Source organism: Streptomyces mayonensis, assembly GCF_018982965.1.
In the GTDB taxonomy this organism is placed as follows: domain Bacteria; phylum Actinomycetota; class Actinomycetes; order Streptomycetales; family Streptomycetaceae; genus Streptomyces; species Streptomyces mayonensis.
In genome coordinates, this window is record NZ_JACBYP010000001.1 from 140,585 (window position 1) to 153,850 (window position 13,266).

General features: G+C 68.9%; 12 protein-coding genes. 1 reads left to right on the forward strand and 11 read right to left on the reverse strand.

The genetic code is table 11. From position 1 onward, the window contains the following. Positions 1-41 precede the first annotated feature (41 nt). The 8 genes from HZS56_RS00600 to HZS56_RS00635 form a co-directional block, all read right to left on the reverse strand. A complete protein-coding gene (locus HZS56_RS00600; protein ID WP_216718612.1) occupies positions 42-1,832 on the reverse strand; it encodes a subtype B tannase in 1,791 nt (596 codons plus the stop codon). Between the two features lie 606 nt (positions 1,833-2,438). Beyond that, positions 2,439-3,749, reverse strand: coding sequence for an MFS transporter (locus tag HZS56_RS00605; RefSeq protein ID WP_216718613.1), 1,311 nt, complete (start codon positions 3,747-3,749; stop codon positions 2,439-2,441). Between the two features lie 265 nt (positions 3,750-4,014). Continuing rightward, positions 4,015-4,968 carry a catechol 2,3-dioxygenase gene (locus HZS56_RS00610; protein WP_216718614.1) on the reverse strand — a complete coding sequence of 318 codons (954 nt, stop codon included), beginning with the start codon at positions 4,966-4,968 and terminating at the stop codon, positions 4,015-4,017. Continuing rightward, the gene (locus HZS56_RS00615; RefSeq protein WP_216718686.1) at positions 4,965-6,047 is read right to left on the reverse strand and encodes a 4-oxalomesaconate tautomerase; all 1,083 of its coding nucleotides are present in this window, start codon (positions 6,045-6,047) and stop codon (positions 4,965-4,967) included. The genes HZS56_RS00610 and HZS56_RS00615 overlap by 4 nt, the downstream gene beginning before the upstream one ends. A 23-nt stretch (positions 6,048-6,070) precedes the next feature. Further along, complete coding sequence (locus HZS56_RS00620) at positions 6,071-6,766, reverse strand: 4-carboxy-4-hydroxy-2-oxoadipate aldolase/oxaloacetate decarboxylase (protein WP_216718615.1); 696 nt, start codon at positions 6,764-6,766, stop codon at positions 6,071-6,073. Next, complete coding sequence (locus tag HZS56_RS00625; RefSeq protein ID WP_216718616.1) at positions 6,766-7,521, reverse strand: PIG-L deacetylase family protein; 756 nt, start codon at positions 7,519-7,521, stop codon at positions 6,766-6,768. The genes HZS56_RS00620 and HZS56_RS00625 overlap by 1 nt, the downstream gene beginning before the upstream one ends. A gap of 46 nt (positions 7,522-7,567) precedes the next feature. Beyond that, positions 7,568-8,221 carry a GntR family transcriptional regulator gene (locus tag HZS56_RS00630; RefSeq protein WP_216718617.1) on the reverse strand — a complete coding sequence of 218 codons (654 nt, stop codon included), beginning with the start codon at positions 8,219-8,221 and terminating at the stop codon, positions 7,568-7,570. A 212-nt stretch (positions 8,222-8,433) separates the two neighbouring features. Then, positions 8,434-8,619: a hypothetical protein gene (locus HZS56_RS00635; protein WP_216718618.1), complete on the reverse strand. Its 186-nt coding sequence runs from the start codon at positions 8,617-8,619 to the stop codon at positions 8,434-8,436. Positions 8,620-8,735: 116 nt separating this feature from the next. On the opposite strand from HZS56_RS00635, the gene HZS56_RS00640 reads away from it, so the two are divergent. Next, the gene (locus HZS56_RS00640; protein ID WP_216718619.1) at positions 8,736-9,692 is read left to right on the forward strand and encodes a TAXI family TRAP transporter solute-binding subunit; all 957 of its coding nucleotides are present in this window, start codon (positions 8,736-8,738) and stop codon (positions 9,690-9,692) included. A 7-nt stretch (positions 9,693-9,699) separates the two neighbouring features. Here the strand turns inward: HZS56_RS00640 and HZS56_RS00645 are convergent, their stop codons facing one another. Genes HZS56_RS00645 through HZS56_RS00655 form a run of 3 tightly spaced genes read right to left on the reverse strand, consistent with a single transcriptional unit; the run spans position 9,700 to position 13,026 of the window. Next, positions 9,700-11,031 (reverse strand): sensor histidine kinase, encoded by a 1,332-nt coding sequence (locus tag HZS56_RS00645; protein ID WP_308407949.1) that lies wholly within the window; start codon positions 11,029-11,031, stop codon positions 9,700-9,702. 44 nt (positions 11,032-11,075) lie between these two features. Then, the gene (locus HZS56_RS00650) at positions 11,076-11,747 is read right to left on the reverse strand and encodes a response regulator transcription factor (RefSeq protein WP_216718687.1); all 672 of its coding nucleotides are present in this window, start codon (positions 11,745-11,747) and stop codon (positions 11,076-11,078) included. 16 nt (positions 11,748-11,763) lie between these two features. Beyond that, positions 11,764-13,026, reverse strand: a complete 1,263-nt coding sequence (locus HZS56_RS00655; protein ID WP_216718688.1) for an MFS transporter — start codon at positions 13,024-13,026, stop codon at positions 11,764-11,766. Positions 13,027-13,266: the final 240 nt, after the last annotated feature.

A 13,266-nucleotide genomic window follows, 5' to 3' on the forward strand; every position in this document is an offset into this window, starting at 1 on the left:
GACGAGAGGTGCTCGGCCGGTTCCCCGGCCGAGCACCGGTCCTACCCGCGGTGCCCGTCGGTCAGCGGGTCGCCGGCCTTCTTCACGACCTTGTCGATCCAGGCCATGGCCTCGGGCACGTCGTAGTTGCCGGCGTGCGGCTGGTTCCAGGCGAGTTGGAAGTCCACATCCCCGACCTGCGGGTCCGCATTGAGCGCGCGGTCCAGGTTGATGCCGATGATGAACGAGGTGTCGCGGTCCCGCGTGCCGTTGCGGACATACCAGTGCGGCGCCGTGTCGGCGTTCTTGGTGCCGATGAAGTCCATCGGGTTGATCAGGTGGATCTGATCGTCCACGGTGGTGGACTTCTTGGCGGTGTACTGCTTCCAGGTCAGTCCGGTGTCGTCCAGGCCGCTGCCGTCGCCCGGGACGTTGTTGTGGTCCCAGCTGAACTCGGTGTAGTTCATGTACTTCTGGGCGTACGAGCCGAACAGGTTGGTCTCGGTGCCGCTCGTGGTGTCGCCGTACACGCCCACCGCGTCGAACGCGGGCGTCGACTTCAGCGTGGCCTGGGTGGCTACGAACTTCAGGTACTTCGTCATGTCGACGGAACGCACCTTGTTCGCGGCGTTGTCGACGTCCAGCCAGTCGTTGACGTACGACTTCGTGGTGGACCCGCCCGGGCCGCCGGAGGTGATGACGAAGTTCTCGCCCAGCGCCGGGATGGTGTGGGCCGGGTCGGCCTTCAGATATGTCTCCGCCGAGCGGACGACTTCCTTCTCAATGGTGTCCAGCATCGTGCCGGCCGACAGCTTCGAGCCGTCCGGGTTGCGCAGACCGAGGCTCTTCTCGTACGCGGGGAACTTGGCCGCGATCGACGCCGCGTCGGCCGGGTGCGCGTTCGAGCCGGTCGCGTCGCGGCTGCCGAGAATGTTGTAGAGCCACTCGTAGGCGACGTCGGCGTTGCCGAGGTCGGTGATGGGGCAGTACGCGTTGACCGCGAACACGTCGTCGCGCAGCGTGCTGTTCCCCTTGGAGTCGATGCCGGCCGCACCGATCGCCTTGAGGTAGGAGTCGTACTCGGTGTCGTTGCCGGAGGCGCCCAGGATGGAGGAGAGGGCGCCGCCGCCGCTGGTGCCGTTGACGACGATCCGTTCGGCGCTGCCCGGCATCGCGGCGTCGTTGAGCCGCAGATAGCGCACCGCGGCCTTCGCGTCGACCGCAGCCGCCGGTGCCTTGCCCGGCGACGAACCATCCGCGCCCACGAGGCCGCGGCTGCGGTTCGCCACGTCGACGAAGACGTAGCCGGCCTTCAGCGCCGCACCGACGTTGCTGGTCGAGCTGTTATAGGTGGCGCCTGCGGTCACGCTCGACTTGACGTAACTGGCCATCCAGCCGCTGTTGTTCACTGCGAAGTAGATCGGCGCCCGCTGGTTGCTGAAGGCGCTCTCCGGCACGAACACGTTCATGCTCTCGTAGCCGCAACGGGTGTTGCTGATGGTGGTGGTACCGCCCATCCCGGGCTGCTGCGCTGCGGCGGCGACCGGGTTGTCGACGTAGCAGAGCTCCTTGTACCAACGCACCTTCACCGGCTGGTCGTCGACCGTGACGGTGATCGTCGTGTAGGCGCTCCTGTCGAACGCCAGCGCCGCGTCCTGTGAGTCCACGACATGGCCGCGCTCGTGCGAGTCGGACGCGACCGCGAGGGAGGCCGGCGTCGCGAGTGTCGTCAGCGCGAGCGAGCCGACGATCGCCATACCGCGCAGGCGGCGCTTGCGGGTCGGAGTGTGCCCCTCCTGACGTCTTGTGCGGGCAAGAGCGGTGCGTCGTGGGGACGCGGAGAGCCGCCGCATGGAGTCTCCTCATTGAGTAGCGAGTGGTTCGCCGGATGCCTCGGGTGCAAGGCGTCGTGCACGCTATAGCTTTGTTAACAATCTGCACAACAATTGTGCTTACATTCTCAGGAAGGCCGATGAGGTCGCGATACCGAGGGGCGAGGAGACCTGGCCGAGGGGCTCCCCTCGCCGCGTCTGCAGACGGTGGAGGTGGCGATCGTGATGAGGGGTGATGCCGGGCTGGGCCGGCAATCTGAAACGGCGGGACGCCGACGGCACCGTCTGGCCGCACTCAAACCCGACCTCACCTCGAATCGAGGTGGACCGACTGCCCTCCGGCGTACCCGGACGGGAGGTGGTGTGGCGGGCGCAACCTGTGCTGTCGGCGTCAGTGGCCGAGCGCTCGCGTTCGACGACGCCTGTTCAAGGGGGCGCGGTCGGCTCAGGGGCGCGTCGCCGCCGACCGGTTCGCATCGCGAGGGTTCGACCACGGATTCGACGATCCGGGGCGGCTTTGCGGAGGTTCCGGATAGGGCATCTGCGGCAGCGGTCTCACTGGTTTTGAGCGGGCGCTGCGGGCTCCGTCGGGTGGATCGCTGAAGTGACGCGGCCCGCCATGCGGCGTCAGCGCTGCGCCGAGCGCGTCCTGATTGTGAGGGCGGCCAGCGCCATCATCACAGCGCCGATCAGAGCGGCGCAGGCGTACATCGTGAAGCCGATGTCGGCGTTGCCCGCCGCGATCAGCGCACCGCCGATCCACGGGCCGAAGATGGCACCGAAGCGCCCCATTCCGGAGACCCAGCCGAGGGCGGTGGGGCGGTCCTCGTCGTTGTGGTGGGTGCCGACCGTCGCGTAGACCATGGTCTGGCCGGAAAAGAGCAGCAGCCCGGCGAAGAAGACGACCATGTACAGGAGGCCGATCGACATCTTGACGCCCATGAGGTAGACGAAGACCGCGGTCAGGATGAACCAGGCGATGACGACCTTGCGCGGGCCGATCTTGTCGGCTGTGCGGCCCGCGATGAGCATGCCGCAGATGCCGCCGACGTTCAGGAACGTGGAGAAGAGGAGCGAGTCACCGGTGTCGTAGCCGAGGTCGACCATGATCTTCGGCAGCCACTGGCCGACCCCGTAGACCAGGAGAAGGCCCGCGAAGGACGTGAGCCAGAAGCAGAGCGTCGTAGTCCACTGGCCGCCGCGGAACAGATTCTTCAGGGCGTCGAGCTTGTCGGTGCTGCGCTCCTTCGGCTCGGGCAGCTCGGTGCCGAAGTCGGCGGCGAGCTGCCCGGCTTCGGCGTGACGGCCGCGGGTGAGCAGGTTGGTGGGCGACTCGGGCAGCATCTTGTAGGCGATCGGCAGCAGGATCAGGGCCGGGATCGCGGAGGCGATGAAGGCCGAGCGCCAGCCGAAGTCTTCGACCAGCCACAGTGCGATCAGCGGGGCCAGGGCTCCGCCGGTCTGGTGTGCGGTCATGATGATGCCGGTGGCGAGGGCGCGGCGGCCGCGCGAGGTGAACTCCATGCCGTACGAGATCGCGATCGGCAGCAGCGCGCCGAGGCCGAAGCCGCACACAAAGCGGAAGAAGCCAAACTGGCCGGTGGACTGTGACCAGCCGGTGCCGAGCGTGGCCAGAGTGAAAATTGCGACGCTGGCGAAAACGGTGACGCGACGCCCGATCCAGTTCGACGCCATACCCGACAGGATCGTGCCGAGCAGCATGCCGAAATTGGACCAACTGCCGATCGTGCCTGCGACGTCGGGTGCGAGCCCGAGGCTGTGGCTGCCGAGCATCTTGGGGAGTACGGAGCCATAGATGAACGTGTCGATGCCGTCCAGGAGGACGAGTCCCCAGCACAGGGCGACGACAGCGTTTCGGCTTCGGCGGGCCGTTGGCCTGCTCGCCTGGGCGAGCGGGGAGGTGGCGGAGGAGGACATCGTTGTTTCCTCTCGTGCGGGACGGCAGGACGAGGCCTGGTCCCAGGCTGCAAGGGCGTAGGGAGCGTGGCGGTGCGGCTCGCGCGGCCGGATGCGAGACGGCCGGAGCGTGCCCCTGAGCTGCTGACTCCGCTGGGAGCCTCGAGCTCGCTGTGGCGTAGACGTTAGGAAGCCACGACCGCTTCGTCAACGGTTTTGTTGACAATCTCGGCAACGATTTGGCCCCAGGGGCAGTCAGCCACCGCCCCTGGGGCCAAGGCTCGGGTCAGGGCTTGATCGGCGGGGTGCCGTGGGTGTGGAAGGACTCGATGGTCTTCAGGCCCCAGGCCTGGCCCTTCTTGCGCTCTTCCTCGGTCCAGGTGATGAGCGGCCAGTCGGGGGCGAGGACGAGGCGGGTGAGCGGGTTGCACAGCTCGATGCGGTTGCCGCCGGGCTCGTAGACGTAGAGGAAGAACGTCTGCTGGATGGCGTGCTTGTGCGGGCCCGTCTCGATGAACACGCCGCTGTCGATGGCGAGGTCGGCGGCGCGCAGGATGTCCTCGCGGTTGTCGGTCGCGAAGGCGATGTGGTGCAGGCGGCCGTTGGCGCCGGTCCAGTCCTCGGTGTAGACGACGTCGTACGACTTGTTGGTGAAGGTCAGCCAGCGGGCCGCGACGCGGCCGGTGTCGAGGCGGATCTGCTCGGTGGGCCGGGCGCCGAGGATCTGCTGCTGGAACTCGGCGTTGGCGAGGACGTCGGAGGCCAGGAAGTTGATGTGGTCCAGGCGGCGCACGCCGACACCACGGTTGGGCTTGGCCTGCGGCTGGTTCTTCAGGGCCGGCTTCAGCTCGTCGGGGGCCCGGTAGTGCTCGCTCTCCCAGTACAGGGCGTGTTCGTGGCCGTCCGGGTCGGTGGTCACGTAGAGCTTGCCGATGCCGGGCTCGTCCTCGACCCAGTGGCCGGTGCCGCCGGCGTCCTCGACGGCCTTGACGCGGCGCTGAAGCGCGTCCGCGCTGGAGGTGCGCAGCGCGATCCGGCCGAGGCCGGGCTGGTCGCGGGCGGTGAGGACGAGGCTGTGGTGCTCGTAGTCGTCGAAGGTGCGCAGGTAGACGCTGTCACCGTTTCGGCCGCAGACGGTCAGGCCCAGGAAGTCCGTGAAGAAGCCGACGCTGGCGTCCAGGTCCGGGGTGAACAGCTGGGCGTGGCCGATGTGCGCGATGTCGCCGAGCGGCGGAGTCATCGGGGACCTCCTGAGTTCTGTGCGGGGAGGGGTGCAGTGTCGACGGAGCGCGGGAAGACCGTGCCGTCGAAGAGCTTGCGGGCCGTGCGGACGACGGCCGTGCGCCGCGGCGTGGGCAGCCCGTCGGGGCCCGTGGTGAGGCTGGTCTCGATGTCCGTGAAGCCGGTGGGGTGCTCGATGCGCAGCCGGTCGGTGTTCTCGGGCGCGCTCGCGATGCCGTCCGCCACGCTGCCCTCGATCCGCAGGCCCGCCGCGACGCTGGCCGCGCCGAGCACACCGATGGAGGTGTGGCAGCGCACGGGGATGAAGGTGCGGGTGGTGACGGCGCCGCCGTCCCGGGGTGCGGCGAGCAGGGTCAGCTTGGGCACGGTGGCGTCGGAAACGTCGCCGAGGCCCATCGACTTCCCTGCCGCGAGCCGGATCTCGCGCAGCCGGGCGGCCAGCTCCTCGTCCGCCTCCAGCTCCTTGGGGTCCTCGTCGCCGGTGACCTTCAGGGATCGGGCGGGGACGAGCACAGTCGGCATGCCGTTGTCCACGCAGGTCACTTCGACACCGGCGAGGATGTCGCGGACGTTCCCGGTGGGCAGCAGCGCGCCCTCGCCCGGCGGGAATTCGATGACCACCGCGGACGCCGTGCCGGGCACGCCGGAGATCTCCGCGTCGCCGCGGTACTCGACCCGGCCGCCGGGCGTCGGGAAGGTGGCCGTGGCGAGGTCACCGGAGTTGACCATGCGGATACGGACCGAGGTCTTGTCCTGGTCCGCGGGCACCAGGCCACGTTCGACCGCGAACGGGCCGATGCCGGCGAGGATGTTGCCGCAGTTCTGACGCCCCGACACCACGGCCTCGTCGAGGCCGACTTGGAGGAAGAGGTAGTCGACGTCGGCGGCCGGGTCCTGCGAGGCGCTGACGATGCCGACCTTGCTGGTGAGCGGGTGGGCGCCTCCGATGCCGTCGATCTGGCGCGGATCGGGGCTGCCCATCACGCGCAGCAGCAGCTCGTCGCGGGCGGCCGGGTCGGCGGGCAGGTCGTCGGCGAGGAAGTACGCCCCCTTGGAGGTGCCGCCGCGCATCAGCATGCAGCGCAGGCGCTCGGTCCTGGTCACGAGGTGTGCTCCTCGTACGTGCGGTACTCGACGCCGAGCCGCTCGAGCGTGTCGCGCAACCCGTAGCGGTCGAGGCCCAGTTGGCCCTCCAGGAAGGCGGCACGGGTGGCGGCCTCCTTCTCCTCGCGGGCCCGCGACTTCTCGGCGGCCTCGGCGGTGCGCTCGCGCGGCACGACCACGACACCGTCGTCGTCCGCGACGATGACATCACCGGGCCGGATCGTCTGGCTCCCGATGACGACGGGAACGTTGACACTGCCGCCGGTCGCCTTCACCGTGCCCTGCGCGGACACGGCCGCCGACCAGGCATGGAAGCCCATCTCGCGCAGCTCGGCGGTGTCCCTGATCCCGGCGTTGGTGACGACACCGCGCACACCCCGGTACTGGAGCGCGGTCGCGAACAGTTCGCCGAACATGCCGTCCGTGGACGGGGATGTGGTGGTGACCACGAGGATGTCACCCTCCCCGCACTGCTCCACGGCCGCATGGATCATGAGGTTGTCGCCGGGCCAGGACAGCACGGTGACCGCGGTGCCGGCGATACGTGTGTCCTGCTGGTTCGGGCGCAGGTGGTGGCCGAGCAGGCCGGTGCGGCCCATCGCCTCGTGGATCGTGGCGACCCCGTACCCGGCGAGCGCCTCGACGTCCTTGGGCTCGGCCTTGGGCGGGCCGGTAACGATGACGCCGGGCATCAGGCGAGCTCCTTCGCGATCTGCGGGTACGGGCGCATGTACGCCTCGGCCATGGTCGTGTGGGCGAGCCCGAGGTTGGGCCCGGCGTTGCGCTTGAGCTGCACACCCCGGCGTACGGCGAGGTCGGTGTAGTACTCCCACAGGTGCTGCTGGGCACCCAGGCACTCCATGGCCTTGCGCTTGGTGTCCCAGACCTCGGTGATGTCGAGGAGGACCTCGGGCCTGAAGCCGCTCATCTCGGGCTGGTGCGGCTCGAAGTAGAAGACGGGCGGGGCGCCGATGATCTCGCCCTCGCCGGGGTAGCCGATGGCCTGCGCGAGGATGCGGGCCTGGAGTGCCATGCGGTGGGCGGCCGGATGGTCGCCGTTGTACGGGTCCTCGGCGGGGTGGGTGAGGACGACGTCGGGCTGGGTGTCTCGGTAGACGGTGACCAGCTGGTCGGTCAGCTCGGCGGTCTCGACGAGGGGGTAGTCGCCCGCGTCGAAGAAGCGGACCTCGGCGCCGAGGGCGGCGGCGGCGCGCTCCGCCTCGTCGCGGCGCAGCGCCTTGATCTCGTCGAGCTTCCTGCCCTCGCGCCAGGCCTTGGCGGACTCGCCGCGCTCCCCGAACGTCAGGCACGCGATGGTCACCTTCTCGCCGCGGGCGGCGGCGAGCGCGATGGCGCCGCCGGCCCGCCACACGAAGTCCCCGGCGTGCGCGGTGACCACCAGGGTCGATCGTGGTGTCCCGGTGGCGGGCGCGTGGCCGTTGGTCATGCTGCATCTCCTTGGTGACAGGTGTGCACCCGCCCCCGATGCAGCGTCAGTCGGCGCTCAACACGTCGATCACACTGCGGAGGTGGGCGCGGACGGCCGCCTCGGCCGCCTGCGGGTCCCTGGCCCTGATCGCCTCGATCATGGCCAGGTGTTCACCCAGGGACTGCTGCGAACGCCCCGGCCGCAGCGCCAACTGGAAGCGGTGCCGCACCAGTTGGGCGTTCAGCCGCTCCAGGAGCCCTACGGCCGTGTGCTGGCCGGAGATCTCCCGGATGCGGGCGTGCAACTCGTGGTTGAGGTCGGAGTAGGTGAGCGGGTCACCGTTCTCCACCGCCTTGGACATGGCGTCCCCGAGCCCGGTGAGCTCGTCGAGCTGCGCGTCGGTGGCCTCCTGAGCCGCCTTGGCCGCGCACAGCCCTTCGAGCGCCATGCGGCACTCGGTGATCTCCACGGCCTCCTCGACCGTGACGACCCGGACCCGCGAGCCGCGGTTGCGGATCCGCTCGACCAGGCCCTCCGAGGCCAGTTCGAGCAGCGCCGCCCGGATGCTCGCCCGCGTCACGTCGTACTGCTCGGCGAGTTCGTTCTCCACCAGCCGCTGGGCCGGTGACATCTCGCCGCGCAGAATCGCCTTCCGCAGTTGATCGAGCGCGTACTGCTTGGCCTGCTCCCCGGAGCCCGGACGGGCTTCCTCCGGCATGTGCCCTCCCTGAGTGAGTGCGTGTCGACGCTAAATCTAGGCGAACAGAATTGTCAACGATTTTGTTTGCACTCTGTGGGTGCGTGCTTGATTGCTGCGGGTGGGTACTGCCGTGAAGATCTTGAAGCTGCGCGGTGTCGGGCCTAAGTAGTGCTTCGTTAGGTTCTTGCTCTGGTGAGTGGTTGGCCGCAGGTGGTGCAGGTACCGGTCCATCACCTCAGGAGGTCCTGCAGGGTGTCGAGGACCTTGTGTAGCCGGCGCAGGGCGGTTCGTGGCAGTGGGGCGAGCTGGTGACGCAGCGCGAGGATCTCGATGTCCTTGTCGTGGTCGTTCATCGGGATCAGCCGCAGGGCGGTGAAGGCGTGGGAGACGGCGATGCAGGCCAGGCGTACGAGCATGGGCAGAGACCATTGCCGACCGCTGTCGTCGGCGCGATAGCAGGGCTGAACTGCATCGACGTAATATTCGGCACCCACAGGGGGAGGGCACCGGTTCGCAGGGCTACGCTCACCGCGTGACCGCTCGTTCCCCGACAGCCCGGCGCTCGCTGCTTGTCCTGGCGGCAGTGGGTGCCGCGTCCATTCCTGCCGTACGGCCCTCGTGGCACGGTCGGCGCCCGATCGTCATGGCCACGGGGGTGACGGGCGCGCCTTACGGAGTCTTCGGCAGGCGCCTGACGCGGGAAATCAACGCGCACGACCGGTCCCTGGACCTTCGCGTCCGCAATACATCCGCGAGCATCGACAACCTACGGCTGCTCGGCACCGGCGACGCCGATCTGGCGCTGGCCCTCGGCGACAGCGCCGTGGATGCCTTCGAGGGGGCGGGCGCCTTCCCTGTGGCGGAACCCGTCTCGGCGCTGGCCCGGCTCTACCTCAACTACACCCATCTAGTGGCTGATACGCGTGCAGGGGTCGGCACCGTGTCCGACCTCGCCGGACTGAGGGTGTCGGTCGGCGTGAGGGGATCGGGCACCGTCACGGTCGCGCAGCGGGTCCTGTCGGCAGCCGGTGTCGAGCCCCGGGAACTGTGCTATCTGGGGCTCGACGACTCGGCCGGTGCCCTGCGGCACGGGGAGATCGACGCGTTCTTCGCATCCTGTGCGGTGCCTGCGCGCGCGGTGCGCGATCTGGCTGCCGAACGGCGCGGCGTGCTCGTGCCGCTCGGCGGGCTGGCCAGGGTCCTGCGACACGAGCACGGGCCGGCCTACGTCGACGTGTCCGTGCCCGCAGAAACCTACGGGCAGCGTACGGAAGTTCCGACGGTCGGGGTGGCCACCTATCTGATGGCCCGGGCCGGTCTGCCGGCCGAGGTGGCCTACCGTGTCACCAGAGCGATGTTCGCTGCGCGGCTGACGCTGCCCGGGCCCGAGGTGCCCGGTGCCTATCTGGACGAGAGGTATGCCATCGGTACCACTCCGGTGGCGCTGCACGCGGGTGCGGCGCGTTACTTCCGCGCCGTCTACGGCTGATGTCCGCTCAGTCGAGGCGGCCAGGGAGCCGAAACCGGACTACCAGGCCCTGGGGCTGGGCCGGAAACAGGTCCAGGGTGCCGCCTGCCGCGCGGGCCAGTTCGTCGGCGATCGCCAGGCCCAGTCCGCTGCCGTCGATGCCGCCGTGCCGTGAGGAGCGCCAGAAGCGGTTCCGCGCGGTCGTGAGCTCCTCTTCATCGAGCCCCGGCCCGTCGTCTGCCACCGTGAGTACCAACTCCCCGTGGGCGGCGGTTCCGGCCCGCAGGGTGACGCTGACGTGCCCGCCGCGAGGAACGAACTTGATCGCGTTGTCGACGGCGATGTCGGTGATCCGTCCCAGGGTCTCGGCCGGGCCACGGCGATGGAGCGCGCTCGGCAGTTCGGTCCGCAGACTCAGTCCGCGGGCGTCAGCCACCTCCTGCCATACGTCGAGTCGGCGTTCAAGGTCGGCCACGAGTTCCCCATGCCCGGCCTGCGCCGGCCCGTTCGCTTCGATCCGTCCGAGTGTGAGCAGATCCTCCAGGAGGATCTCGAGCCGGTTCATCTCCAGCATCACCTGGTCGTAGCGCTCGGCACCGGAGGCGGCCACGTGCGCCCGCAGATTTTCCAGACGCAGTGACAGCACGGCCAGAGGTGTCCGCAGCTCGTGGGACGCGTCGGCGACGAACGCGCGCTGCTTTTCCATGGCGGCGGCCACGGCATCGGCCATGTCGTTGAAACGGTTCTCCAGGCGGCGCAGTTCGGACGGTCCGCCACCGGAGCCGGAGGCGCGTGCGGTCATGCGCCCGCGCGCGATGGCCTCGGTGGCAGCGTCGAGTTCGGCGACCGGCCGCAGCGTCCAGCGCGCGAGCCGACGGGCGGCCTCGACGGCCACCGCGAAGGCCGTCAACATGCCGCCCGCCAGCAGCAGCCAGACACGGGCCACGTCGTACCGTGCATCGGAGGTCGGCGCGGCCAGCAACAGCACGCCGGTCACCCGTGCGTCGCTGCCCACCGGCTCGGCGATCACTACCCGGCCCGGTCCGAACAACGTGATCAGCGGGAGGTGTTCGGTGGTCCGGCCGGCCAGCGCTCGCCGGAACGGCCCCGCACTGTCGGCCACGCCTCCGCCCGCTTCGACCAGGACGCCGCCGTTGCCGCGGCGGACCTCGACCGGAGCGTCGTAGAGCGCCGTGTACCGGGAGACCTCGGACCGCAGTACGGTCGTGTCGCTTTCCTGAATGGCCTGCTCGGCCAGGTCGGCGATGCGCGTGGCGTCCGCGCGCCTCGAGAGCAGCACCTCGGCGGTGCGTTCCTGGGCGTAGGCCAGGCCGAACGGCAGGACCAGGGCGAGCAGCACCCCGCCGATGAGGGTGAGATAGGTGACCAGGAGCCGACGACGCATCACTGTGCCAGGCGGTAGCCGACGCCCCGCAGCGTCTCGATCAGATCGGGCCGGCCCGTCTTGGTGCGGATGCCCCACACATGGACGTCCAGCGAACGCGAGGCGGCGAGGAAGGCGTCGCCCCAGACGGCATCCATGATCTCCTCGCGGCCCCGGGCCACTCCGGGGGCGCGGGCCAGCAGCGCGAGCACGTCGAACTCACGGGCCGTCAGCGGAACACCCTGATGCGCCACGGTGACGGTACGGGCTGCCAGGTCGATCAGGACGTCCCCCACCTCCACCGTCTGAGGTTCGGCCTCCTGCACGGTCGGCGGAGCCTGCCGGATGCGGCGGCGGACCGCCTCCATGCGGGCGAGGAGTTCCTTCACGCGGAACGGCTTGGTGAGGTAGTCGTCGGCCCCGGAACTCAGGCCCTGCAACACGGTCCGTTCGTCACCTCGCGCGGTCAGCACGATCACGGGAATGGACGAGACACGGCGCAGTCTTCTGAGCATGTCCAGGCCGTTCATGTCGGGAAGCCCGAGGTCGAGGAGCACGAAATCCGCCATGTCCTTGCGGCGCAGGCCCTCTTCGGCGCGTACCACCCGCTCGACCAGGTAGCCGCGCTCGAAGAGGGCCAAGGAGAGGGCGTCGGCGAGCCGCTCGTCGTCCTCGATCAGCAGCACACGCACACGCATGGCGACCAGGCTATGCCGCGACTTCAGCCGTACGGGACCCGGGATCCTCGGCCTTGGAGAACGAAACCCCCTTCGTCTCGCGGATGGTGAGATACACGACCAGTGAGATGGCGGCGCAGCCGGTCACGTACCAGAAGAATCCGGACTCCATGCCGGCGTTCTTGAACCACAGCGCCACATACTCCGCCGTGCCGCCGAACAGCGCGTTGGCCAGTGCGTAGGGCAGGGCAACACCCAGCGAGCGAATACGTGCCGGGAACAACTCGGCCTTCACCAGGGCGCTGATCGAGGTGTAGCCGCTGATGATGAGCAACCCGGCGATCATCAGCAGCAGTGCGCCGCTCATCGTCGAGACATGCCCCAGCGCCGTCATGAGCGGGACGGTGAACAGCATCGCGCCGACACCGAAGGTGATCAGCAGCGGCCGACGGCCGATCCGGTCCGACAGGGCGCCGGCCAGCGGCTGGACCCCGATGAAGACCAGGATCGCGACGAAGCTCACGAGGGAGGCCTCGGTCCTGCTCAGCCCGGCACTGTTGGACAGGTACTTCGTCATGTACGTCGAGTACGTGTAGTCAGCCAGAGTGCCGCCCATGCTGAACCCGACGACGAGCGCCACCGTGCGCCGGTACTCCCACAGGCCGCGCAGCGTGCCGCGCTCCTTCTCCCGGCCCGTCTCCTCGACGGCCTGCTCGAAGGACTCGGTCTCGACCAGACTGCGGCGGAGGTAGAACACGGCCGCGGCGCCCAGAGCGCCGAGGATGAAGGGGATGCGCCAGCCCCAGGAGGACAGCGTCTCGTCCGACATGGTCCGTTGGAGCACGATCTGCAGGCTCAGCCCGATCAGCTGGCCGACCTTCATCGACACCATCTGGAAGCTGCAAAAGAAGCCGCGACGATGGTCCGGGGCCGCCTCGCTCAGGTATGTCGCGCTGGCCGCGTACTCCCCACCCACGGACAAACCCTGGAGCATCCGTGCCAGCAGCAGGATGACCGCGCCCCAGTAGCCGATCTGGCCGTGTGTGGGGGCGGCGGCTATGAGGAGGGCACTGAGCGACATCAGGAGAACAGTGACGTTCAGAGCGGTCTTGCGCCCCTTGCGGTCGCCTAGGCGTCCGAGCAGCCAGCCGCCGACTGGACGCATGAAGAAGCCGACCGCGAAGATGCCCGCGGTGTGCAGGAGTTGGGACGTCGCGTCACCTTCGGGGAAGAACGCCGAAGCGAAATAGACGGAGAAGGTCGAGTAGACGAACCAGTCGTACCACTCGATCATGTTGCCGACCGAGCCACCGATGATGGCTTTCCACGGACTGCGTGTAGCGGCCCGCGCGCCTGTCGTGGACACAGAGCTCTCCCGTCTGTTTGGTGTGGGTTCCTGAAGTGATCCCGCATCACCGCAGTTCGCAGGCAGCTTGACCGATTGTCCGCCGGGCAACCAAGGCTTCGTGGGCAGATCTAACCCGTGCTTAAGACTTCGCCTCTGGGCATGGGCGCGCGAAGTCCTGCGGCTGGG